At 68.8% G+C, this 22965-nt stretch carries 23 protein-coding genes; 21 read left to right on the top strand and 2 right to left on the bottom strand.

Translation table 11 applies throughout. The features are described 5' to 3' along the window. Positions 1–44 precede the first annotated feature (44 nt). Entirely contained in the window at positions 45–548 is a 504-nt protein-coding gene (locus LDQ05_RS07565; protein ID WP_226436283.1) for a SixA phosphatase family protein, read from the bottom strand. Between the two features lie 151 nt (positions 549–699). Between LDQ05_RS07565 and LDQ05_RS07560 the strand changes: the two genes are divergently transcribed. The 15 genes from LDQ05_RS07560 to LDQ05_RS07490 all read left to right on the top strand — a co-directional run bounded on the left by LDQ05_RS07560 (position 700) and on the right by LDQ05_RS07490 (position 16880). Beyond that, positions 700–2379 carry an FAD-dependent oxidoreductase gene (locus LDQ05_RS07560; RefSeq protein ID WP_226436282.1) on the top strand — a complete coding sequence of 560 codons (1680 nt, stop codon included), beginning with the start codon at positions 700–702 and terminating at the stop codon, positions 2377–2379. Positions 2380–2566: 187 nt separating this feature from the next. After that, positions 2567–4093, top strand: a complete 1527-nt coding sequence (locus LDQ05_RS07555; protein ID WP_226436281.1) for a DHA2 family efflux MFS transporter permease subunit — start codon at positions 2567–2569, stop codon at positions 4091–4093. 133 nt (positions 4094–4226) lie between these two features. After that, a complete protein-coding gene (locus LDQ05_RS07550; protein ID WP_226436280.1) occupies positions 4227–4682 on the top strand; it encodes a QcrA and Rieske domain-containing protein in 456 nt (151 codons plus the stop codon). A gap of 131 nt (positions 4683–4813) precedes the next feature. Then, positions 4814–5182 carry a YidH family protein gene (locus LDQ05_RS07545; RefSeq protein ID WP_226436279.1) on the top strand — a complete coding sequence of 123 codons (369 nt, stop codon included), beginning with the start codon at positions 4814–4816 and terminating at the stop codon, positions 5180–5182. 7 nt (positions 5183–5189) lie between these two features. After that, positions 5190–5513, top strand: a complete 324-nt coding sequence (locus LDQ05_RS07540) for a DUF202 domain-containing protein (protein ID WP_226436278.1) — start codon at positions 5190–5192, stop codon at positions 5511–5513. Positions 5514–5548: 35 nt separating this feature from the next. After that, the gene (locus LDQ05_RS07535) at positions 5549–6484 is read left to right on the top strand and encodes a LysR family transcriptional regulator (protein ID WP_226436277.1); all 936 of its coding nucleotides are present in this window, start codon (positions 5549–5551) and stop codon (positions 6482–6484) included. 47 nt (positions 6485–6531) lie between these two features. Next, positions 6532–6723 carry a hypothetical protein gene (locus LDQ05_RS07530; protein ID WP_226436276.1) on the top strand — a complete coding sequence of 64 codons (192 nt, stop codon included), beginning with the start codon at positions 6532–6534 and terminating at the stop codon, positions 6721–6723. After that, complete coding sequence (locus LDQ05_RS07525) at positions 6723–7493, top strand: SDR family NAD(P)-dependent oxidoreductase (RefSeq protein ID WP_226436275.1); 771 nt, start codon at positions 6723–6725, stop codon at positions 7491–7493. The genes LDQ05_RS07530 and LDQ05_RS07525 overlap by 1 nt, the downstream gene beginning before the upstream one ends. A gap of 117 nt (positions 7494–7610) precedes the next feature. Then, positions 7611–8408 (top strand): TIGR03084 family metal-binding protein, encoded by a 798-nt coding sequence (locus tag LDQ05_RS07520; RefSeq protein WP_226436274.1) that lies wholly within the window; start codon positions 7611–7613, stop codon positions 8406–8408. Then, positions 8405–10120: an acyclic terpene utilization AtuA family protein gene (locus LDQ05_RS07515; RefSeq protein ID WP_226436273.1), complete on the top strand. Its 1716-nt coding sequence runs from the start codon at positions 8405–8407 to the stop codon at positions 10118–10120. Before LDQ05_RS07520 ends, LDQ05_RS07515 begins: the two co-directional genes overlap by 4 nt. After that, entirely contained in the window at positions 10117–11280 is a 1164-nt protein-coding gene (locus LDQ05_RS07510; protein ID WP_226436272.1) for an acyl-CoA dehydrogenase family protein, read from the top strand. The genes LDQ05_RS07515 and LDQ05_RS07510 overlap by 4 nt, the downstream gene beginning before the upstream one ends. Next, positions 11277–12875, top strand: coding sequence for an acyl-CoA carboxylase subunit beta (locus LDQ05_RS07505; protein WP_226436271.1), 1599 nt, complete (start codon positions 11277–11279; stop codon positions 12873–12875). The genes LDQ05_RS07510 and LDQ05_RS07505 overlap by 4 nt, the downstream gene beginning before the upstream one ends. A 7-nt stretch (positions 12876–12882) precedes the next feature. Further along, positions 12883–14895: an acetyl/propionyl/methylcrotonyl-CoA carboxylase subunit alpha gene (locus LDQ05_RS07500; RefSeq protein WP_226436270.1), complete on the top strand. Its 2013-nt coding sequence runs from the start codon at positions 12883–12885 to the stop codon at positions 14893–14895. A 3-nt stretch (positions 14896–14898) separates the two neighbouring features. Further along, the gene (locus LDQ05_RS07495; protein ID WP_226436269.1) at positions 14899–16059 is read left to right on the top strand and encodes an acyl-CoA dehydrogenase family protein; all 1161 of its coding nucleotides are present in this window, start codon (positions 14899–14901) and stop codon (positions 16057–16059) included. Between the two features lie 35 nt (positions 16060–16094). Beyond that, positions 16095–16880 (top strand): enoyl-CoA hydratase family protein, encoded by a 786-nt coding sequence (locus LDQ05_RS07490; protein WP_226436268.1) that lies wholly within the window; start codon positions 16095–16097, stop codon positions 16878–16880. A 22-nt stretch (positions 16881–16902) separates the two neighbouring features. Here LDQ05_RS07490 and LDQ05_RS07485 read toward each other — a convergent pair whose 3' ends face one another. Next, a complete protein-coding gene (locus LDQ05_RS07485) occupies positions 16903–17463 on the bottom strand; it encodes a TetR/AcrR family transcriptional regulator (RefSeq protein ID WP_226436267.1) in 561 nt (186 codons plus the stop codon). A gap of 210 nt (positions 17464–17673) precedes the next feature. Here LDQ05_RS07485 and LDQ05_RS07480 point away from each other — a divergent pair, with 210 nt between their 5' ends. From LDQ05_RS07480 to fusA, 6 genes are all read left to right on the top strand, one after another. Further along, complete coding sequence (locus tag LDQ05_RS07480) at positions 17674–18306, top strand: TetR/AcrR family transcriptional regulator (protein WP_226436266.1); 633 nt, start codon at positions 17674–17676, stop codon at positions 18304–18306. An 11-nt stretch (positions 18307–18317) separates the two neighbouring features. Then, on the top strand, positions 18318–18872 hold the full coding sequence (locus LDQ05_RS07475; RefSeq protein WP_226436265.1) for a DUF3558 domain-containing protein: 555 nt from the start codon (positions 18318–18320) through the stop codon (positions 18870–18872). A gap of 20 nt (positions 18873–18892) precedes the next feature. Further along, positions 18893–19420, top strand: coding sequence for a DUF3558 domain-containing protein (locus LDQ05_RS07470; protein ID WP_226436264.1), 528 nt, complete (start codon positions 18893–18895; stop codon positions 19418–19420). Positions 19421–19785: 365 nt separating this feature from the next. Further along, entirely contained in the window at positions 19786–20160 is a 375-nt protein-coding gene (gene rpsL, locus LDQ05_RS07465) for a 30S ribosomal protein S12 (RefSeq protein ID WP_226436263.1), read from the top strand. Continuing rightward, positions 20160–20630 (top strand): 30S ribosomal protein S7, encoded by a 471-nt coding sequence (gene rpsG / locus LDQ05_RS07460; protein ID WP_226436262.1) that lies wholly within the window; start codon positions 20160–20162, stop codon positions 20628–20630. The genes rpsL and rpsG overlap by 1 nt, the downstream gene beginning before the upstream one ends. A 147-nt stretch (positions 20631–20777) precedes the next feature. Continuing rightward, the gene (gene fusA, locus LDQ05_RS07455) at positions 20778–22880 is read left to right on the top strand and encodes an elongation factor G (protein ID WP_226436261.1); all 2103 of its coding nucleotides are present in this window, start codon (positions 20778–20780) and stop codon (positions 22878–22880) included. Positions 22881–22965 lie beyond the last annotated feature (85 nt).

Below are 22965 nucleotides of genomic sequence, written 5' to 3'. Positions count from 1 at the left end.
GCGGGGCCGTGGCGTTTCTCGGGAGGGTGTCGGATTCCCGCGGCTCAGCGAGCGATGTGGAAGTCCGCGAGCTCGGCGTGTCCGGGGGCGAGGTCCGCCCAGTCGCCGTGCACGGTCAGGACGGCCACGGCGGACGTCGGGAACTTCTCGGCGATCTGTTGTGCGGCGTCACCGGTGAGGTCGGTGGCCAGTGCCAGCGCCGTCGCCGAGAGCGTGGGCTCGTGTCCGACGACGAGCAGGGTGCGGACATCCTCGCCGACGTCGCGGATCTCGGCGACGAGTTCGTCGGGGGTCGCGCCGTACAGGGCGTCGCGATAGTCGACGGGAATGTCCTCGGGGGCCTCGGCGGTGGCTTCGGCGAGGGTCTTGCGGGTGCGGGTGGCGGTGGAGCAGAGGACCGTGTCCACCGGGGGCAGGGTGGCCCGGATCCAGCGTCCGGCGAGTCCGGCTTCGCGGCGGCCGCGGGGGGACAGTGGGCGCTCGTGGTCGCTCACGTCGTCCGGGTACGCGGACTTGCCGTGGCGCAGCAGGATCAGGGTACGCATCATGGCTACACGGTATGGCTTCGTCCGCGCGAAGGGGAAAGCCGGACCGGCGCGTCTTGCGGACCCGGTGTGACCCCGTCTACAGTCGTATTAACTGTTACTGGTTGTCACATGAATTCGGCGGTCGTTCCGCCCCGTTCCCGAGGACGTCCCCATGGCCTACGTCATCACTCAGACGTGCTGCAACGATGCGAGCTGCGTCGCGGTCTGCCCGGTCAACTGCATTCACCCGACGCCCGAGGAACGTGAGTTCTCGACCACCGAGATGCTGCACATCGATCCGGCCACCTGCATCGACTGCGGTGCCTGCGCCGATGCGTGCCCCGTCGAGGCGATCGTTCCCGACGACCGGCTCGAGCCGTCCCAGGCACGATTCGCGCAGATCAACGCCGACTACTACGGTGCCCATCCCATGCCGGAGGGCTGGTCGGCGCTGACCCCGGTGCCCGCCGCACCCCGCGACCGGGAGACGCTGCGCGTCGCGATCGTCGGTGCCGGACCGTCCGCGTGCTACGCCGCGCAGGAACTGCTCGATCGTTCCGACGTCGAGGTCGAGATGTTCGACCGGCTGCCCACCCCGTTCGGGCTGGTCCGCGCCGGCGTGGCCCCCGACCATCCCGGTACGAAATCCGTCACGGAATCGTTCGAGTGGTCGTTCCGTCGCGATGCGTTCGACCTGCACCTCGACACCGAGGTCGGACGCGACATCACCCACGCCGAGTTGCTCGCGCACCACCACGCCGTCGTGTACGCGGTGGGAGCCTCCGCGGACCGTCGTCTCGGCATCCCCGGTGAGGACCTCCCGGGCAGTCACGCCGCGACGGAATTCGTCGCCTGGTACAACGGGCACCCCGACTACGCCGACCGGACGTTCGACCTGTCGGCCGAGCGCGTCGTGATCGTCGGTAACGGAAACGTCGCCCTCGACGTGGCGCGGATCCTCACGATGGACGTCGACGAACTCGCCCGCACCGACATCGCCGACCATGCCCTGGCCGCACTGCGCCGCAGCAACGTCCGCGAGGTCGTCCTGCTGGGTCGCCGCGGCCCCGCGCAGGCCGCCTACAGCAACCCGGAATTCCTCGCGCTGGCGGACCTGGCCGGCGTCGACGTGGTGATCGACGAGGCCGATCTCGACCTCGACCCGGTCAGCACGCGGCTCGTCGCCGAGGACCCCGCCGCCGCCATGCGCATGCAGCTCGCCCGAGAGTACGCGTCGCGGCCGGCTCGGCCCGGCCATCGGCGGATCGTCTTCCGCTACCTGTCGGCACCGATGGAACTGCTCGGTGACGAACGGGTCGGCGGGGTCCGGATCGCGCACACCGAACTGGTCGCCGCCGACGACGGGACGCTCAGTGCCCACGTCACCGACCGCTTCGACGACATCGACGCGGAGCTGGTGCTGCGATCGATCGGCTACCGGGGAGTTCCGGTGCGCGGCCTGCCGTTCGACGAACGCCGCGGTGTGATCCCGAACGATACCGGCCGTGTCACCGACGGTGTGTACGTGACCGGTTGGATCAAGCGCGGCCCCAGCGGTGTCATCGGTACGAACAAGGCGTGCGCCAAGGAGACCGTCGGGGCGCTGCTCGCCGATTTCGACGCCGGACGACTCGCCGCGCCCCACGGTGACCGCAAGGCCCTGCGCCGACTGCTGTCCGCGCGCCGGCCCGATCGGGTGGACCTCGCCGGATGGCGCGCCATCGACGCCGCGGAACGTACCGCGGGACGTGCGCAGGGACGCCCGCGCGTGAAGATCACCGATCGCGCGGTCCTGCGCGAGGTGGGCCGACGCCGCCGACGTCTGCCGCTGCTCGACCTGGTTCGTCGCTGACGCCCCGCGGCACCCCATCCTGCGCCCCGGCCCGGAAACGGGTTGGGGCGCAGCCGTGCGACGGTTAGGATCGCCGAGCACTCCGCACCGCCGCGGGCACCGTCCACAACGCCGGTCGCCGCGCCCCTGCGCACACACCATCCGAATTTCCGCGGGCATGCACCTGCGCCGAAACAGAAGGCATCGCATGAGCGAGCAACCAGAGAAGACAGCAGGTCGAGACGGTGAGAAGCTCGATGCCGCGGTGCTGAAGATCGCGTCCGTCGTCGTGCTCGGCGCCATCATGTCGATTCTCGACGTGACCGTGGTGTCGGTCGCAATCCCGACGTTCATGTCCGAATTCCAGGCCACGTACGCGACCGTCGCCTGGACGATGACCGCCTACACCCTGGCGCTCGCGAGTGTGATTCCGCTCACCGGCTGGGCGGCCGACCGGTTCGGCACCAAGCGGCTGTACCTCACGGCGCTCGTCCTGTTCGTGGCCGGATCCGTGCTGTGCAGCATGGCGTGGGACGTCACGTCGCTCATCGCGTTCCGCGTCGTCCAGGGCTTCGGCGGCGGCATGCTCATGCCGCTCGGTATGACGATCATGACCCGTGCCGCCGGACCGCACCGCGTCGGCCGGGTCATGGCCGTCCTCGGAATCCCGATGCTGCTCGGCCCGATCGGTGGCCCCATCCTCGGCGGCTGGCTCATCGAGGCCGCCACCTGGCACTGGATCTTCCTGATCAACCTGCCGATCGGCATCGTCGCGCTCGTCGTCGCGAACGTGGTGCTCCCGAAGGATTCGCCGCAGCCCTCGGAATCGTTCGACTTCGTCGGAATGCTCCTGCTGTCGCCCGGACTCGCACTGTTCCTGTTCGGCGTGTCGTCGCTCCCCGAGACCGGAACCGTCACGGCGCCCCGCGTGTTCGTCAGCGCGGCCGTCGGGCTCGTGCTCATCGCAGGGTTCGTCGTCCACGCGACGCGCACCGATCATCCGCTGATCGACCTGAGCCTGTTCCGCAATCGACAGCTCACGTTCGCGGTGCTCACCATGACCGTCTTCGCGATCGCGTTCTTCGGTGCGGGTCTGCTGTTCCCCAGCTACTTCCTGCAGGTCCGCGGTGAGACCACCCTCGCGGCCGGTCTGCTCCTCGCTCCGCAGGGAATCGGTGCGATGCTCACCATGCCGATCGCCGGTCAACTCGTCGACCGTATCGGCCCCGGAAGGATCGTGCTCGTCGGCCTGTCGCTGATCATCGTCGGCATGGCAGTGTTCACCCAGGTGGGTGTCGACACCTCGTACGTCCTTCTGCTCGCGGCGTTGTTCGTCATGGGCATGGGGATGGGGTGCACGATGATGCCCACCATGACCGCTGCGTTGCAGACGCTGACCGACCACGGCATCGCGCGCGGGTCGACGCTGATGAACATCGTCCAGCAGTCCGCCGGCTCGATCGGTACCGCGACGATGTCGGTGGTCCTCACCAGCCACATGGTGCTTCCCGACGGCCTTCCGGACGGGGCATCGGTCCAGCCCGACGCCGATGCCTTCGCGCAGCTTCCGCCCGAGGTGCAGACCACGATCCTCGGGTCCATGGCCGACGCGTTCGGCAGCACCTTCCTCGTCGCGACCGTGGTCATGATCCTCGCTCTGATCCCGGCGGCGTTCCTGCCCAGAACGCGTTCAGCGCAGCCGGAGGGGCAGGGCCCGGCGGTGCCGCTGCACTGACGCGACGCGTCCGAGGCCGGGCTGCGACGCGTCCGAGGTCGGGCGGGGCCGTGACGGGTGTCGCGGCCCCGCGCGCGTTCCCGGGATAACCTGACCGGGACACTCACGCACCCGGAACGGACTCGATCTGCAGATGACCAGCGACAGCACCCGCGACGATCCCCGCGTGACCCGCCGTGCCCTCCTCGGCGGTGCCGGTGCCGTCGCGGCCACCGGACTGATCACCGCGTGCGGTCCGGGCACCGGATCCGATGACGCAGTCGGGGCGGCGGAGCCGACCACCACGCAGCCCCCGGGCCCCGATGCCCAGGTGGTCGCGGCGGTCGCCGACGTCCCCGTCGGCGGCGGGGTGTTCCTGGAGTCGGACCGGCTGATCCTCACACAACCCACGGACGGTGACTTCCACGCCTTCGTTGCGATCTGTACCCACCAGGGCTGCAACATCACCGACGTCGAGGGCGACCGCATCATCTGCACGTGCCACGGCAGCGTGTTCGATCTCGACGGGGTTCCCGTCGAAGGTCCGGCGAAGAAGCCGTTGAAGACGCGCGCGATCGAAGCGCGCGGTACCGATCTGGTGGTGGGCTGACCGGTCCGGTACACCACGTCGGGGTTCGCGGACGGGGCGTACCGGGTCACGTGCGATGCACCGGCCGGGCTCCGACCGGACGGTGTGTCCGCACGCGGAAACGGTGGGTGCGCCCGCTAGAGTCGGTCGATGTGAGGCCGACCGAGGAGCGGTGGAAGCCCCGTGCGTTCCGGGAGGGGACGGACCCGGATCCGCGGTTCACGCTCGCCAACGAACGCACCTTCCTCGCGTGGATCCGTACGGCCCTCGGGATCATCGCCGCCGCCGTGGGACTCGAGGCCTTCGCGGCCGACGTGATCGACTCCGCTGTCCGTACCGTGATCGCATGCGGGTTGCTGATCTTCGCCGCCGGCCTGGCGCTCGTCGCGTTGCTGCGGTGGATCGGTGTGGAGCGCGCGATGCGCACCGCTCGCCCGCTGCCCCTGCCGTGGACGGCATTCCTCGTCGCAGTCCTGCTGGCCGTCGCGGGTATCGGGCTGACCGTCGCAATCGTCGTGTGAGCGTCCGGTGAGGCACGACGATCCGGGCCTGCAACCCGAACGGACCTCCCTCGCGTGGCTGCGCACCGCGGTGGTCCTCGGCGTGATCGTGCTCGGATTCATGCGTTTCGTTCCCGGGCCGGACCTCGTCGTCGCGATCACCGGTCTGGTGTTCCTGATACCCGTGCTCGTGCTGCTGTTGACCGCACGGGAGGGGCACCGCCGACGGGTCCGCGGGTTCGTCGCAGGACGAGTGGACGGGTTGTGGTGGCGCAACGCCGTCCTCACCGGCGTCGTCGTCGCGCTCGCCCTGGCGTCGGTGACACTCATCGCGGTCCACGCGGTGAGCTGAGTCGGGGGCGGCCGCGGCGGACATACCATTCGTGCATGTCTTCGTGGCCGGATCTCGCAGCGCTCGAACTGCTCGTCGGAATCGACGATCACGGTGGACTCGGGGCGGCCGCCCGAGCCGCGGGCATCGCGCAGCCCAATGCCACCCGCGCCCTCAACCGGCTCGAAAGGCAACTGGGAACACGCCTGGTCCGGCGGGGACGGACCGGTTCGGTGCTCACCCCGGAGGGGACGGTGGTCGCGCACTGGGCGCGGGAGGTGCTCTCGGACACCCGGCAACTGCTCGACGCGGCGGCCGCGTTGAGCGTCGAACACCATCCCGGGTTGGTCGTCGCGGCATCGATGACCGTCGCCGAACACCTCATCCCGCGCTGGCTCGGTGAATTCCGGGCGATCCACGACGACGTGCAGATCCGACTGCAGGTGCACAACTCGATGCAGGTGTGCGACATCGCCGCTGCCGGAGGATGCGACGTCGGTTTCGTCGAAGGCCCCGGCGTGCCCGCCGGGCTGCACAGTGTGGAGGTGGCGCGCGACGAACTGGTCGTCGTCGTGCCACCCGATCATCGCTGGGCGCGCCGGCGCCGCCCGATCACCGTCGCGGAACTCGCGGCCACCCCGCTCGTGGTGCGGGAGGAGGGGTCCGGCACCCGTCGCACGCTCGACCTCGCCCTGCAGGAGTACGACCGGCCTGCGCCGCTGCTCGAACTCGGCAGCGGGGCATCGGTGCGCACGAGTGTCCTCGGAGGTGTCGGGCCTGCGGTCCTGAGCACCCTCGCCGTCGCCGAGGACGTGACCGCAGGGCAACTGCGGGTGATCGGCGTCGACGGACTCGACCTGTCGCGCGTTCTCCGTGCGGTGTGGCGGCCACCGCGGGCGCTGTCCGGTCCGGCCGGGGAACTGGTCCGAATGGTGGTGCGGAACAGACGGGCTCGACCGCTGGGCGGGATCGGATCTCCGACACGGCCCTGACGCCCGATACCTTCGGGCGTCGGACGACACAGGAGGACGAACCCGCAGTGAACGATCTCGAACGGGCGGCGCGGAGCACGCTCGTCACCGACACCCTCGCGCGTCCCGCCCACGCGCCGGGCCTCGGAACCCTCGACGAGTACGGTGCCCTGCTGACGGACGACATCGTGTGGGAGTTCCCCGGTACCGGCACGATGCACGGTGTCGGGAAACTCGTGCACCGCAGGATCGGTGCCTGATGAGCGGGAACGGCTCGGCGCACCCGGCGGTGCTCGTGACCGGTGGCACCGGCGGGATCGGTGCTGCGATCTGCCGTGCGTTCGCCACCGCGGGCCACGACGTGGCATTCACGTACCGCAGCCGGACGGACACCGCGGAACGGCTGGCCGCGGAACTCCGCGAGCGGGGCGCGACCGTCGCGTACGACGCGCTCGACCTCGCGGATCCGGACGCGACGGCACGGTGGGTCGAATCGGTGACCGGTGAGTTCGGGGGGTTCGGCACCGTCGTGCACGCGGCGGGTCCGCACGTTCCGATGGTGCACCTGTCGGCGGTGTCGCCCGCGCAGTTCGGCGCGGCCGTCGACGCCGAGGTCAAGGCGTTCTTCAACGTGGTCTCCGCGGCGTTGCCGGAACTGAGGCGCTCGGCCGGGTCGGTGGTCGCGGTCACCACCGCCGCGACCACCCGGTACCCGGTCCGGGACGGCCTCTCCGCCGGACCGAAGGCCGCGATCGAGTCGCTCGTGCGCGGATTCGCGGCCGAGGAAGGACGGTTCGGCGTGCGTTTCAACAGTGTCGGCCCGGGCATGCTGGTCGACGGCATGGCCGATCGCCTGATCTCCACGGGGGAACTCGACGATCGCGCGCTCGAGGTGACGAAGCGGAACATCCCGCTGCGCAGGTTCGGGCACGCCGTCGACATCGCGGAGGCCGTGTTGTTCCTCGCCTCGGACAAGGCCGGCTTCATCAGTGGCCAGAAACTCGACGTGGACGGCGGTTACGGAATCTGACCCCGCCGCGCAGGGGGCGAGCGCTGCGGCGAGTTCGTTTGCGGCGTTCACCTGCATCGACGCATAAAACAAGCATCGATGCTTGATTTTGGTGCGTCGGCGTGTGACCCTGGTCGCATGGTGGAGTTGCCCGAGCTACTCGACGATCTGCGCGCCGAAGGCGACGCCCTCGACGCCCTCGTCACGAACCTGACCGCCGACGACTGGCGCCGGCCCACGCCCGCGCGGGGATGGACGATCGCCCATCAGATCGGTCACCTCCTGTGGACCGACCGCGCCGCCCTCATCGCCGTCACCGAACCCGACGCCTTCGTCAGTGGACTCGAAAAGATCGCCGACGCCGAAACATTCGTCGACGAAGGAGCCGCAGAGCAAGCTGCCCGCGTCCCGGCGGACCTCCTCGCGGACTGGCGCGGTACCCGCCGCGACCTGGCCGAGGCTCTCCGTCGGGTCCCGGCCGACACGAAGATCGTCTGGTACGGCCCGCCCATGTCCGCGCCGTCGATGGCGACGGCACGACTGATGGAGACCTGGGCACACGGAGGGGATGTCGCCGACGCACTCGGCGTGCACCGCGCACCCACCGCGAGCCTGCGGCACATCGCGCACCTGGGCGTGCGCACGCGCGACTTCTCGTTCGTCGTGCACGGACGGACCCCACCTGCCGACGTGTTCCGCGTCGAACTGGTGGCACCGGACGGCAGCATGTGGACGTGGGGTCCGGAGGACGCCCCGCAATCGGTGACCGGTTCCGCCGAGGACTTCTGTCGGCTCGTCACCCAGCGGACGCATCGGCTAGACACCGCGCTGGCCGCGCACGGGCCCGACGCGGCGGCCTGGCTCGATCTGGCGCAGGCATTCGCCGGCCCACCCGGCGCGGGCCGCCCGGAGAAGAAGAAGGAGGAGGACGCATGACCCGTGCTGTGCGGATCGGGAACTGTTCCGGCTTCTACGGCGACCGCCTGTCGGCGATGCGCGAGATGCTCGAGGGCGGGGAACTCGACTACCTGACCGGCGACTATCTGGCCGAACTGACGATGCTCATCCTCGGGCGCGACCGGTTGAAGGACCCGGCGTCCGGATACGCCAAGACGTTCCTGCGGCAGGCAGAGGACTGCATGGGGCTCGCGCTCGACCGGGGGGTCCGGATCGTCACGAACGCGGGCGGACTCAACCCCGCCGGACTTGCCGAGGCGCTGCGCACGGTCGCCGATCGACTCGGACTGTCGCCGCGCATCGCCCACGTCGAGGGCGACGATCTGATCGCCCGGATCGACGAACTGGGATTCGCCGCCGACCCCCGTCCACTCACCGCCAACGCGTACCTCGGTGCGTGGGGCATCGTGGAATGTCTGGATGCCGGGGCCGACATCGTCGTGACGGGCCGCGTCACCGACGCGTCCGTCATCGTCGGGCCCGCCGCCGCCCATTTCGGATGGTCCCGAACCGACTTCGACGCCCTGGCCGGGGCCGTCGTCGCGGGCCACGTCATCGAATGCGGCACCCAGGCCACCGGTGGCAACTACGCGTTCTTCACCGAAATCGACGATCTCACCCGACCCGGGTTCCCGATCGCCGAGATCGAGGCCGACGGATCGGCCACCATCACCAAACATCCCGGCACCGGCGGTGCCGTCACCGTCGGTACCGTCACGGCGCAACTGCTGTACGAGGTCACCGGCGGTCGATACGCGAACCCAGACGTCACCGCACGCATCGACACCGCTCGCCTGGAACGGACCGGCCCCGACCGCGTCCGCATCACGGCAGTGGAAGGGGAGCCGCCCCCGCCGACCCTCAAGGTGTGCCTCAATGCCCTCGCCGGATTCCACAACGAGGTCGTATTCGTCCTCACCGGGCTCGACATCGAGGCGAAGGCCGCGCTGGTGCGCACGCAGATGGAGGCGAACCTGTCGGTCCGTCCCGCCGAACTCGACTGGGTCCTCGCCCGCACCGACCACCCCGACGCCGACACCGAGGAGACTGCGAGCGCCCTGCTGCGCTGCACCGTGCGCGACCCCGACCCGAACATCGTCGGGCGTGCCTTCACCTCCACCGCAGTCGAATTCGCGCTCGCCGGGTATCCCGGATTCTTCGTCACCGCACCACCGGGTGCGGGCAGCCCCTACGGCGTCTACACGGCCGCCCACGTCGACGCGAGCCGGGTGCCGCACATCGCGGTGATGCCCGACGGAACCGCCGTCGACATCCCGGTGCCCGCAACCGGCCGGACCCTCGAACCCGTCGACGAGCCGGAACCGCCGAGCCCGTTGCCTCCCGGACCCACCCGTCGAGTGCCGCTCGGCACGGTCGCCGGTGCCCGCAGCGGCGACAAGGGCGGCGACGCGAACATCGGCGTGTGGGTTCGCAGCGACGACGAATGGCGGTGGCTCGCACACGCACTCACCGTCGACACGCTGAAGGATCTGCTGCCCGAGACACGGCCGCTGACCGTCACGCGGCACGTGCTGCCGAATCTGCGAGCCGTGAACTTCGTCGTCGAAGGGATCCTCGGACGGGGCGTCGCCTCCCGGGCCCGTTTCGATCCGCAGGCGAAGGGGCTCGGAGAATGGTTGCGGGCCAGACACGTCGACATACCCATCGCACTCCTGGAGGAGCGCACGTGAACACAGCACCCAGCGACGTCTGGACCACCCCCGAACGCCGGGCCCTGCGCGAGACCGTGACCGCGTTCGTGCGCCGCGAGGTCCTCCCACACCTCGACGACTGGGAACGTGACGGGCAGCTGCCCCGCGACCTGCATTCGAAGGCCGCGAAACTCGGACTCCTCGGCGCAGGATTCCCCGACAGCGTCGGCGGATCCGGGGGCGATGCGATCGACGCGCTCACCGTGTGCGAGGCGTTCCACGAGGCCGGGGCCTCCGGCGGCGCGTTCGCATCGTTGTTCACCTGCGGGATCGCGCTGCCCCACCTGATCGCCGCGGCCGATCCCGACCATCTCGACCGGTGGGTCCGGCCGACCCTCGCCGGCGACGCGATCGGATCGCTGGCCATCACCGAACCGGGCGGCGGATCCGACGTCGGGCACCTCACCACGACCGCTGTCCGCGACGGCGACCACTACGTCGTCAACGGGGCCAAGACGTACATCACCTCCGGCTGCCGAGCCGACTTCGTCGTCACCGCCGTCCGCACCGGCGGCCCCGGCGCGGGTGGCGTGTCACTGCTCGTCGTGGAGAAGGGCACACCCGGATTCACGGTGTCGCGCAAGCTCGACAAGATGGGCTGGCGTGCCTCCGACACCGCGGAACTGTCCTTCGTCGACGTCCGGGTGCCCGCTGCGAACCTCGTCGGTGCCGAGCACACCGGGTTCGCACAGATCGCACAGGGTTTCGTTGCCGAGCGGGTCGCGCTCGCCGCGCAGGCGTACTCGTCGGCGCAACGCTGCCTCGACCTCACCCTCGCCTGGTGTCGCGACCGCGAGACCTTCGGGCGCCCCCTGATCTCCCGGCAGGCGGTGCAACGCACCCTGTCGGAGATGACGCGGCGCATCGACGTGGCCCGCGTCTACACCCGATCCGTTGCCGAACGCGCGGTCGCGGGCGACGGTGACCTCATCGCCGAGGTGTGCTTCGCCAAGAACACCGCCGTCGAAGCGGGGGAGTGGGTCGCGCACCAGGCTGTCCAACTGTTCGGCGGACTCGGCTACATGGCCGAATCCGAGGTCGAACGCCAGTACCGGGACATGCGCATCCTCGGCATCGGGGGTGGTACCACCGAAATCCTCACCGAACTCGCCGCCAAACGACTGGGATACCACACGTGAGCACATTCGTCTCGACCCTCGACCCGGGCTCCGCGGAGTTCGACGCGGCCGCCGCCGCGATGCGCACCCGCCTCGCGGAACTCGACAGCGAACACACCAAGACCCTCGGCGGAGGCGGCGAGAAGTACGTGCGCCGACACCACGACCGCGGCAAACTCCTTCCGCGCGAACGGATCGAACTGCTCCTCGACCCTGATTCACCGTTCCTCGAACTGTCGCCGCTCGCGGCGTGGGGCACCGACTTCCCCGTCGGCGCGAGTGTCGTCACCGGCATCGGTGTCGTGGAAGGCGTCGAGTGCGTCATCGTCGCCAACGACCCCACGGTCCGCGGCGGCACCAGCAACCCGTGGACGCTGCGCAAGTCGCTGCGCGCCGACGACATCGCCCTCCAGAACCGGATGCCGTTGATCTCACTCGTCGAATCCGGGGGCGCGGATCTGCCCACGCAGAAGGAGGTGTTCATTCCCGGTGGGCGGCTGTTCCGCGACCTGACCCGACTGTCGGCGGCGGGCATACCCACGATCGCCCTGGTGTTCGGCAACTCCACCGCCGGCGGCGCGTACATCCCCGGTATGTCCGATCACGTCGTGATGATCGAGAACCGCTCGAAGGTGTTCCTCGCGGGGCCGCCGCTGGTGAAGATGGCCACCGGTGAGGAGTCCGACGACGAGTCGCTCGGCGGCGCCGAGATGCACGCGCGGATCTCCGGTCTGGCCGACCATTTCGCCGTCGACGAACAGGACGCGGTGCGTATCGGCCGCAGTATCGTGCGCCGGCTCAACCATCGCAAGGCGGGTCCGGCGCCCCTACCCGAGGTGCGCGAACCCCGGTACGACGCCGAGGAACTCCTCGGGATCGTCCCGGAGGATCTCAGGCAACCCTTCGATCCCCGGGAGGTGATCGCCCGCATCGTCGACGACTCCGATTTCGACGAGTTCAAACCCCTCTACGGCTCCTCCCTCGTCACCGGATGGGCACGGTTGCACGGTTATCCGGTCGGGATCCTCGCCAATGCGCGCGGTGTCCTGTTCAACGAGGAATCCCAGAAGGCCGCGCAGTTCATCCAGCTCGCCAACCGTGCCGACACCCCACTTCTGTTCCTGCACAACACCACCGGCTACATGGTGGGTCGTGAGTACGAGGAACGCGGCATGATCAAGCACGGCGCCATGATGATCAATGCCGTCGCGAACTCGACGGTCCCGCACATCTCGATCCTCATCGGCGCGTCCTACGGTGCGGGTCACTACGGCATGTGTGGGCGCGCCTTCGACCCGCGCTTCCTCTTCGCGTGGCCCAGCGCCAAATCCGCGGTCATGGGCGGTGCACAACTCGCCGGGGTCATCTCCCTCGTCGGACGCGCCTCCGCGCAGGCCCGCGGGCAGGAGTTCGACGAAGCCGCCGACGCTGCGATGCGCGCCGCCGTCGAGAACCAGATCGAAGCCGAGTCGCTGCCGATGTTCCTGTCCGGCCGTCTCTACGACGACGGAATCATCGACCCCCGCGACACCCGCACCGTGGTGGGACTGTGCCTGTCGGCCGTCGCCACCGCACCGATCAGCGGCGCCGAATCCTTCGGCGTCTTCCGGATGTGAGGCACCCGTGAGCGAATCGACCATCACCTCGGTGCTCGTCGCGAACCGCGGCGAGATCGCGAGACGCGTGTTCGCGTCGTGCCGGCGCGCAGGACTCGGTGCGATCGCCGTGTTCTCCGACGCCGATGCCGACAGCCCGCACGTCACCGACGCCGATGCCGCCGTGCGACTGCCGGGTGTCACCCCGGCCGAGACCTACCTCGACGGGAAGAAGGTCATCGCGGCGGCACTCGCGGCGGGAGCCGACGCAGTGCACCCGGGATACGGGTTCCTCTCCGAGAACGCCGAGTTCGCGAGATCGGTACTCGCAGCCGGCCTGTCCTGGATCGGACCGAGGCCCGAGTCGATCGAGCGGATGGGGTCGAAGGTCGAGGCCAAGAAGATCATGGCCGACGCCGGCGTTCCCGTCCTCGCCGAACTCGACCCCGTCGGCCTCACCGAAGCGGACCTGCCGGTTCTCGTCAAAGCGTCCGCGGGCGGCGGTGGCCGCGGTATGCGCGTGGTGCGCACCCTCGACGAACTCGCCGGACAACTCGACGCGGCACGGCGCGAGGCGGCGTCGGCGTTCGGCGACCCGACGGTGTTCTGTGAGCGCTACCTCGAGACCGGACGGCACATCGAGGTGCAGATCCTCGCGGACCGGCACGGCACGGTGTGGGCCGTGGGGGAACGTGAATGCTCGATCCAGCGGCGCCACCAGAAGGTGATCGAGGAAGCTCCTTCCCCGCTCGTCGAGGCGACCGACGGCATGCGTGAGCGTCTCTTCGACGCCGCACGCCGCGCCGCGAGGGCCATCGGTTACGAGGGCGCCGGCACCGTCGAGTTCCTCGCCGACGGAACCGGCGAGTTCCACTTCCTGGAGATGAACACGCGCCTGCAGGTCGAGCATCCCGTCACCGAATGCACGACCGGCCTCGATCTCGTCGACCTCCAGTTCCGCATCGCCGACGGTGACCGGATCGAATCCGAACCGCCCCCTGTGCAGGGATGTTCGGTTGAGGCCAGGCTCTATGCGGAGGACCCCGCCCGAGACTGGCAACCGCAGTCGGGCGTCGTGCACAGGTTCGTGCCGCCGCAGCCCGCGGTCGAGTTCGACGTGCTCCGGCGGACCGGTGTACGCATCGACTCCGGGGTCGTCGCGGGGTCGGAGATCGGCGTGCACTACGACGCGATGCTCGCCAAGGTGATCTCGTATGCACCCACCCGCGATCGGGCCGTGCGGCTGCTCGCCTCGACGCTGGCACGCACCGAGATCCACGGACTCGTCACCAACCGTGACCTTCTCGTCGATGTGCTGCAGCACCCCGCCTTCCGCGCCGGCGACACCGACACGGCATTCTTCGACACCCACGGGCTCGCCGAACTCTCGGAGCCGCTGGCGTCCCTGGACGCCGAGGAGGTGTCCGCGATCGCCGCCGCCCTCGCCGCGTCGGCGGCGGAACGGTCGGCCGCGACCGTGAACGCCGGTCTGCCGTCGGGCTGGCGGAATCTGCCGTCGCACCCGCAGATCAGACGATTCGCCGCGGGGCACGACGAACACGAGGTCCGCTACCGGATCACGCGGGACGGTGTGCGGGTGGACGGTCGCGACGACATCCGGGTGGTCGCGTACACACCCGACCGGGTGACCCTCGACGTCGACGGGGTGCGCCGGCGGCTCTCGGTCGCGCGGTACGACGCGACCGTGCACGTCGACTCGTCGCTCGGCCCCGTGCGGTTGACCGCCCTGCCGCGCTTCACCGATCCCGCCGCGCGGATCCCCGCGGGATCGCTGCTCGCACCCATGCCCGGATCGGTGATCGGCGTCGACGCCGCGGTCGGCGATGCGGTGGAGGCGGGGAGCCCGCTCGTGCGGCTGGAGGCCATGAAGATGGAACACACCGTCGCGGCGCCCGTCGCCGGCATCCTCACCTCGCTCGACGTCACGGTCGGCGACCAGGTCGCCGTGGGCGCTGTCCTCGCCGTCGTGACACCGCACGACGAGACCGCACCACTGACCACCCCCGGCACGGAAGGTTAGAGCATGAGCGTCATCGAATCCGACGAACGCACCCAACTGCGGAACGCGGTGTCGACCCTCGCGAAACGCTACGGCTACGTCGACTACGTTCTGCCGAAGGCACGGAAGGGGGAGCCGCTCACCGAACTGTGGAGCGCAGCCGCCGACGCCGGGTTCCTCGGAGTGAACATTCCCGAGGAGTACGGTGGTGGGGGCGCCGGAATCTACGACCTGGCCCTCGTCCAGGAGGAACTCGCCGCGCAGGGTTGCGGACTGCTGCTGGTCGTGGTGTCCCCGGCGATCTGCGGCACCATCATCGCCCGATACGGCACGGCAGCGCAGAAGAACCGATGGCTACCCGGGCTCGCCGCGGGCACGAAGATCATGGCGTTCGCCATCACCGAACCCGACGCAGGTTCCAACTCGCACAACATCACCACCGTCGCGCGTCGCGACGGCGACGACTGGATTCTGTCGGGCAGCAAGGTGTTCATCTCCGGCGTCGACCAGGCCGATGCCGTGCTCGTGGTGGCCCGCACCGAGGACGCCCGCAGCGGAAAGCTGCGTCCCGCGTTGTTCATCGTCCCCGTGGACACTCCGGGATTCGTCCGGACCCCGATGGAGATGGACATCGTCGAACCCGACCGTCAGTTCATCCTGTTCCTCGACGATGTCCGCCTGCCCGCGGACGCGCTGGTCGGTGATCCCGACGCCGCGCTCATGCAACTCTTCGCGGGACTCAATCCCGAACGCATCCTCGGCGCCGCGATGGCCGTCGGGATGGGGCGGTACGCGCTCGACGCGGCCACACGGTACGCCCGGGAACGGACCGTGTGGAAGGAGCCGATCGGCGCTCACCAGGGCATCGCGCATCCGCTCGCGCAACGCAAGATCGAGGTCGAACTCGCGAAACTGATGATGCAGAAGGCCGCGGTGCTCTACGACAGCGGAGACGATCTCGGTGCCGCCGAGGCCGCGAACATGGCCAAGTACGCGGCGGCCGAGGCCGCGATCGCGAGCCTCGACCAGGCGATCCAGACGCACGGCGGTGGTGGACTCACCGCCGAATACGGCCTCGCCGCGATGCTGGGTGCCGCGCGCATCGCGCGGGTGGCGCCGGTGAGTCGCGAGATGATCCTCAACTTCGTTGCCCAGCACTCGCTCGGTCTGCCACGGTCGTACTAGAAGACCCGGCGATCGAGCACATCCAGGAGCCCCCGATGACCGAGCAGACGGACGCGGTGGTGGTGCGGTACGACGTCGACCGCACCGTCGCGACGCTGACCCTCGACTCACCGCACAATCGCAATGCGCTGTCCACACCGCTGCTCGCGCAGCTGCGGCAGGGACTGGACGACGCGGCCGCCGACCCGGCAGTCCGCGCCGTCGTTCTCACCCACACCGGAGGAACCTTCTGCGCCGGAGCGGATCTGAGCGAATCGTCCGGTACACCGGAGGAGGCGGCAGCCGAACGCACCCGCGACATGACGGCTCTGCTCCGGCAGATCCTGGAACTGCCCAAGCCGGTTCTCGGGTGCATCGAAGGGCACGTCCGGGCAGGCGGTATGGGGCTCATCGGCGCCTGCGACATCGTGATCGCCGGGCCGGGGTCGACGTTCGCGCTCACGGAAGCGCGACTGGGTCTGGCGGCGTCGATCATCTCCCTCACCGTGCTGCCGAGGTTGTCGTCCCGAGCCGCGGCACGGTACTTCCTCACCGGTGAGCGGTTCGGTCCGGAGGAGGCCGTCACGGACGGACTCATCACGCTGTCCACCGGGGACACCGCAGCCGCGTTGGCCGATCTCCTCGCGGAGATCCGGGAATGCTCCCCGCAGGGCCTCGCGGAGTCGAAGCGACTCGTCACCGCGAGGATCCTCGAGGGTTTCGACCGCTACGGTGACGATCTCGCAGCGCAGTCGGCGCGGTTGTTCGGTTCGGCGGAGGCGGTGGAGGGCATGACGGCGTTCCTGCAGAAGAGGCCTCCGTCGTGGGCGAGGACCCGGTGAGATCGTGCCGGGCCGGACGCGGTCACGCGATGCACGTCCGCCCGTGGTGGGTGAGCAGCAGATCGAGCACCCGTCGCAGCGACCACCGCAGGGTCTCGATGTCCTGCATCGGCAGGCTCTGCTGGTATCCGGCGAGCGTGTAGAGCGCGAGTCTGGCGAAGTCCCGGGCCGCGTCGTCGTCGCCGACGAGCGCGGTCACCGCTTCGTGCACCACCGCGTAGCGGTGCTCGTCGACGGTCTCCTGGACGGCGCGGACCTCGGGGTCGTTGTGCGCCCACCCGCGGATCGACGACTCGGCCCGGTGGGGGAGCGCGCACGCGAAATCGATCAGTATCTCCATGCGCCGCGCGGGCGAGGTCTCGCGTCGGGCGGACGCGGCGAGTTCGAGTGTCTGCCGCTCCAGCCAGCGTCGCAGGAACTCGGTTCTGAAACATGCCCAGCTGCCGAAATAGTTGTAGAACGAGCCCGTCGTGACCTGCAGTCGTGCGCACAGCGGGGCCTGTTTGAGCCCGCCGTGATCGGTGGTCGAGAGAATCTCGATCGCCGCATCGAAATAGTCGTCGCGTGTCACCAGCGTCGCCACCGTGGCATCGCTCCCTTCTCCGTCCGAACGCGCAGGGCGCGCGTTCTCCACCCCCGCCCGTCTCTTCCCGGGCCGGAATCACCCGACCCGGACACGATATGTTCGTATGGACCGGATCGCGCCGCACGGGCGCTGTGGGATGCCCCCACCGTGAACGGCCGGTGTGGTGCATCATCCGTCCGGCGGTCGGACGCGCCAGGAAGGATCGGGATGATGCGCGAACCCAAACAGGACCGTAGCCGGGCGACCCGGCAACGTCTGTTGGAGGCGACCATCGAGTGTCTGGCCGACTCCGGGTGGGCCGCGACCAGCGTATCCGTCGTCGCCGAACGTGCCGGCGTGTCTCGCGGCGCGACGCAGCACCACTTCCCGACGCGCGAGGACCTGATCACGGCGTCACTCGAGTACATGTTCGACAGTCGGATGACGCTGATCGACGACGGCGACCTCGACGCCGCGCCGGGAGTGGGTCGCACCGAGGCGGTCGTGACGCGGATCGTCGACCAGTACTGCGGAACCCTCTTCAAGGCCGCGTTGCAGGTGTGGACGGCGGCCGCCGCGGATCAGGAGTTGCGTCGACGCATCGTTCCGCTCGAGGAGCGATTCGGCCGGGTCGCGCATCGTGTGGCGGTCCGGCAGCTCGGTGTCGAGGACGACGCCGATCCGGTCGTCCACCGTATGGTCCAGGCGACACTCGATCTCGGTCGCGGACTGGGCCTGGCCGACGTGCTCACCGACGATTCGCGTCGCCGCGCGGAGATCGTCCGGAACTGGGCGACCCAACTCGATGCGGTCCTCGCCGACGCGCGTCGCAGACGCGCGCGCGACGTCAGGACCGGTTAGGGTCTGTGCACATGGAGGGGTTCGTGCGGACGGGGAGGGCGGCACTGGCTGCGGCCGGGGTGATCGTGGTTGCAGCGACCGCTGCGGGCTGCGGATCCTCGGACGATGCCGCAACGGCGGCGCCGACGAGCACGGCTCCGTCCGTCACCGAACCAGGGCCGTTCTTCGCGGAATGCGCGGGGGTCTCCGACGACGAAGTGGCCGGCCGGTTCGGCCTGGGTTCCTTCGAGGCCGTCACCCGCAACTCGGTGGGCTGCGAGTGGGAGATCTATGTCGGCGGACCGAGCGTCAGTTTCTCGTGGTACCGCGGCAGCCCCATCGGGCGGGAACGCGCCGGCTCGGACCTGGTCGGCCGTCCCGCCGCGGACGTCGAGATCGGGGGGAATCCCGGTTTCCTGGGTTCGGCGGAGAACGGGGACGGGCGGACCGTGTTGTGCGAGATCGGAGTGCAGTTCGGTGGTGACTTCATCCACTGGTCGGTGTCCTACGGCCTGTTCGCGCCGGTCGCGGATCCGTGCGACGTCGCCCGGGAACTCGCGGTGCTGAGCGTGGAGCGGTCGCGGTGACCGGCGCCCGGAGACGTCCGGTGCGGACCGCCGTCGCGGTGGGCGCCGTCGTGCTGTCGGCGCTGGTGACGGCGGGGTGCGGCCGCAGCATCGAGGGTCGGCCGATCCCGGCGGGGAACGGTGCGGGTGGGGCGTCGTCGGAGTTCGCCGACCTGCTCACCGAGTGTGACGCCGTCACCGAGCAGAAGATCGCCGAGACGGTGGGCGTCGATTCGGTCTACCGCGGGTTCTTCGGCGCGATCTGCCGCTGGGAGGGAGACGGACCGGCCGGGGTGGTGAAGGTCACCTTCAACTGGTTCGAGACCGGTTCGCTGGATCGCGAGCGCGAGGCGGGGGAGGAACTCGGGTACAGCGTCGAGGGCACCACGGTCGAGGGGCGGCGTGCCCTGCAGATGCGCAGGCCGAACGACGCGTCGTCGTGCGGTGTCACGGCCGGTGATTCGACGACCGGCATCTTCGGGTGGTGGGTGCAGTACACCTCCTCGGGTGCGGATCCGTGCGAGGCCGCTGCTACGTTGGCACGACTCACCCTCAACCTCAGCAATTGACGCCGGTGCACACACCGGATCGGGTTCGGTACCGCCGGCGCACGGCGGTGACCGGAGCATGCCTCGTCGGCAGACGTCTCGCTTTGACCTGATGCGGCGCCGCCGGGTATCGTTGTAGGTCGTGTCCGGCATGTTCGGACCGATCTGTGTGCCTATGCGAGGCGATGCCGTACGCGCCGTCTGTGAACATGTGCAGATGCGAGTTTCCGGCTGCCTGTGTGGGGGTACGCGACACACCCGACCTCGTGTGCACACGGGGGGCGAGTGCGGGGCAGTTGCTTCCTTGCCCCAACCGATGGATCCCTAATTTCAGAACAGCCAGTGTTGCTCGTGTGAGCAGCTCCAGACAACGAGAAAGCCGATAGATGCCAACCATCAATCAGCTGGTCCGCAAGGGCCGCCGCGACAAGGCCGCCAAGGTCAAGAGCGCGGCCCTGAAGGGCAGCCCGCAGCGTCGTGGTGTGTGCACCCGCGTGTACACCACCACCCCGAAGAAGCCGAACTCGGCTCTCCGTAAGGTCGCGCGTGTGCGCCTGACCAGCTCTGTCGAGGTCACCGCCTACATCCCGGGTGAAGGCCACAACCTGCAGGAGCACTCGATGGTGCTCGTCCGCGGCGGTCGTGTGAAGGACCTCCCCGGCGTTCGCTACAAGATCATCCGCGGCTCGCTCGACACTCAGGGTGTCAAGAACCGCAAGCAGGCTCGTAGCCGCTACGGCGCGAAGAAGGAGAAGGCCTGATGCCACGTAAAGGTCCCGCTCCCAAGCGTCCGCTGATCGCCGACCCGGTCTACGGGTCGCCGCTGGTCACCCAGCTGGTCAACAAGATCCTGCTGGACGGCAAGAAGTCCACCGCCGAGCGCATCGTCTACCAGGCGCTCGAGCAGGCTCGCGAGAAGACCGGCACCGATCCGGTCGTCACCCTCAAGCGCGCGCTCGACAACGTCAAGCCCGCCCTCGAGGTCCGCAGCCGCCGCGTCGGTGGTGCCACCTACCAGGTGCCCGTCGAGGTCCGCCCCGGCCGCTCCACCACCCTCGCGCTGCGCTGGCTCGTGACCTTCGCGCGGCAGCGTCGCGAGAAGACCATGGTCGAGCGCCTGGCCAACGAGCTGCTCGATGCGAGCAACGGTCTCGGTGCCGCCGTGAAGCGTCGCGAGGACACCCACAAGATGGCTGAAGCCAACAAGGCGTTCGCGCACTACCGCTGGTGATCAGGCGCCGGTCGGGAGGTCCGTCACCATTCGACCTCCCGGCCGGCTGCTTGCACAATTGTGTCGGTCCCGTAAAGGCCGGCTGACAACACAAGAACACGTGGTCCGCACCCTTGGACCGACACGAGCTACGAGCGGGGTTTACCTGTGGCACAGGAAGTGCTGACCGACCTGAACAAGGTCCGCAACATCGGCATCATGGCGCACATCGATGCCGGCAAGACCACGACGACCGAGCGCATCCTCTACTACACCGGCGTCAACTACAAGATCGGTGAGACCCACGACGGCGCCTCCACCACCGACTGGATGGAGCAGGAGAAGGAGCGTGGTATCACCATCACCTCCGCCGCCGTGACCTGCTTCTGGAACAAGAACCAGATCAACATCATCGATACGCCCGGCCACGTCGACTTCACCGTCGAGGTCGAGCGTTCGCTGCGCGTCCTCGACGGCGCCGTCGCCGTCTTCGACGGCAAGGAAGGCGTCGAGCCGCAGTCCGAGCAGGTCTGGCGTCAGGCCGCCAAGTACGACGTTCCGCGCATCTGCTTCGTCAACAAGATGGACAAGATGGGCGCGGACTTCTACTTCACCGTGCAGACCATCATCGACCGTCTCGGTGCGAAGCCGCTGGTCCTGCAGCTGCCGATCGGTGCCGAGGATGCCTTCGACGGCGTCGTCGACCTCGTCGAGATGAAGGCGCTCACCTGGCGTGGCACCACCGAGATCGGCACCGCGGCCACCGTCGAGGAGATCCCGGCCGACCTCGCCGACAAGGCCGCCGAGTACCGCGAGAAGCTGCTCGAGACCGTCGCCGAGTCCGACGAAGAGCTCATGGAGAAGTACTTCGGCGGTGAAGAGCTCACGATCGCCGAGATCAAGGGCGCCATCCGCAAGATGACGGTCGCCTCCGAGCTGTACCCGGTGCTGTGCGGCACCGCATTCAAGAACAAGGGCATCCAGCCCATGCTCGACGCGGTCGTCGACTACCTGCCGACGCCCCTCGACATCGGCGAGGTCCACGGCCACGCCGTCGGCAACGAGGAAGAGGAACTGACCCGCAAGCCCTCGAAGGACGAGCCGTTCTCGGCCCTGGCCTTCAAGATCGCTGCGCACCCGTTCTTCGGCAAGCTCACCTTCGTGCGCGTGTACTCCGGCCGGATCGACTCGGGCACCCAGGTGCTCAACTCGACCAAGGGCAAGAAGGAGCGCATCGGCAAGCTGTTCCAGATGCACGCCAACAAGGAGAACCCGGTCGACGAGGCCGTCGCGGGCCACATCTACGCGATGATCGGCCTGAAGGACACCACGACCGGCGACACCCTGTGCGCGCAGGACGCCCCGATCGTCCTCGAGTCGATGACCTTCCCGGACCCGGTCATCCAGGTCTCCATCGAGCCGAAGTCGAAGGCCGATCAGGAGAAGCTGTCGATCGCGATCCAGAAGCTCGCCGAAGAGGACCCGACGTTCTCCGTCGAGCTCGACGACGAGACCGGCCAGACCGTCATCGGCGGCATGGGCGAGCTCCACCTCGACATCCTCGTCGACCGCATGAAGCGCGAGTTCAAGGTCGAGGCGAACGTCGGCAAGCCGCAGGTCGCGTACCGCGAGACGATCACCCGTCCGGTGGAGAAGCTCGAGTTCACCCACAAGAAGCAGACCGGTGGTTCGGGCCAGTTCGCGAAGGTCATCATCGCCCTCACCCCGTTCGTCGGCGAGGACGGCGCGACCTACGAGTTCGAGAACAAGGTCACCGGTGGCCGCGTTCCGCGCGAGTACATCCCGTCGGTCGACGCCGGCGCGCAGGACGCCATGCAGTACGGCGTTCTCGCCGGCTACCCGCTGGTGAACATGAAGGTCACGCTGCTCGACGGTGCCTACCACGACGTCGACTCCTCCGAAATGGCCTTCAAGATCGCCGGTTCGCAGGCGCTGAAGGAAGCGGCCCGCAAGGCTGCTCCGGTCATCCTCGAGCCGCTGATGGCTGTCGAGGTCACCACCCCCGAGGACTACATGGGTGAAGTGATCGGCGACCTGAACTCCCGCCGTGGCCAGATCCAGGCCATGGAGGAACGCAGTGGTGCCCGTGTCGTGAAGGCGCTGGTTCCGCTCTCGGAGATGTTCGGTTACATCGGGGACCTGCGGTCGAAGACCCAGGGCCGCGCGAACTTCTCCATGGTGTTCGATTCCTACGCAGAGGTTCCGTCGAACGTCTCGAAGGAAATCATCGCCAAGGCCACCGGCGAGTAACCTTCGGGTTGGACCCGGTCGCCTGCACGACCAAGTAATACAAACCGCACTGCTGCATACTGCAAGCAACAACAGTCCAGGAGGA

The sequence above is a fragment of the Rhodococcus yananensis genome, assembly GCF_020515525.1.
Taxonomy (GTDB): domain Bacteria; phylum Actinomycetota; class Actinomycetes; order Mycobacteriales; family Mycobacteriaceae; genus Rhodococcus; species Rhodococcus yananensis.
This window is presented reverse-complemented; position numbering and strand designations above follow the sequence as displayed.

Excerpts from the sequence above, each read along its gene's own strand:
- LDQ05_RS07565 (WP_226436283.1), bottom strand. The coding sequence starts at position 548 with ATGATGCGTACCCTGATCCTGCTGCGCCACGGCAAGTCCGCGTACCCG.
- LDQ05_RS07560 (WP_226436282.1), top strand. The coding sequence starts at position 700 with ATGGCCTACGTCATCACTCAGACGTGCTGCAACGATGCGAGCTGCGTC.
- LDQ05_RS07555 (WP_226436281.1), top strand. The coding sequence starts at position 2,567 with ATGAGCGAGCAACCAGAGAAGACAGCAGGTCGAGACGGTGAGAAGCTC.
- LDQ05_RS07550 (WP_226436280.1), top strand. The coding sequence starts at position 4,227 with ATGACCAGCGACAGCACCCGCGACGATCCCCGCGTGACCCGCCGTGCC.
- LDQ05_RS07535 (WP_226436277.1), top strand. The coding sequence starts at position 5,549 with ATGTCTTCGTGGCCGGATCTCGCAGCGCTCGAACTGCTCGTCGGAATC.
- LDQ05_RS07525 (WP_226436275.1), top strand. The coding sequence starts at position 6,723 with ATGAGCGGGAACGGCTCGGCGCACCCGGCGGTGCTCGTGACCGGTGGC.
- LDQ05_RS07520 (WP_226436274.1), top strand. The coding sequence starts at position 7,611 with ATGGTGGAGTTGCCCGAGCTACTCGACGATCTGCGCGCCGAAGGCGAC.
- LDQ05_RS07515 (WP_226436273.1), top strand. The coding sequence starts at position 8,405 with ATGACCCGTGCTGTGCGGATCGGGAACTGTTCCGGCTTCTACGGCGAC.
- LDQ05_RS07495 (WP_226436269.1), top strand. The coding sequence starts at position 14,899 with ATGAGCGTCATCGAATCCGACGAACGCACCCAACTGCGGAACGCGGTG.
- LDQ05_RS07490 (WP_226436268.1), top strand. The coding sequence starts at position 16,095 with ATGACCGAGCAGACGGACGCGGTGGTGGTGCGGTACGACGTCGACCGC.
- LDQ05_RS07480 (WP_226436266.1), top strand. The coding sequence starts at position 17,674 with ATGATGCGCGAACCCAAACAGGACCGTAGCCGGGCGACCCGGCAACGT.
- LDQ05_RS07475 (WP_226436265.1), top strand. The coding sequence starts at position 18,318 with ATGGAGGGGTTCGTGCGGACGGGGAGGGCGGCACTGGCTGCGGCCGGG.
- rpsL (WP_226436263.1), top strand. The coding sequence starts at position 19,786 with ATGCCAACCATCAATCAGCTGGTCCGCAAGGGCCGCCGCGACAAGGCC.
- rpsG (WP_226436262.1), top strand. The coding sequence starts at position 20,160 with ATGCCACGTAAAGGTCCCGCTCCCAAGCGTCCGCTGATCGCCGACCCG.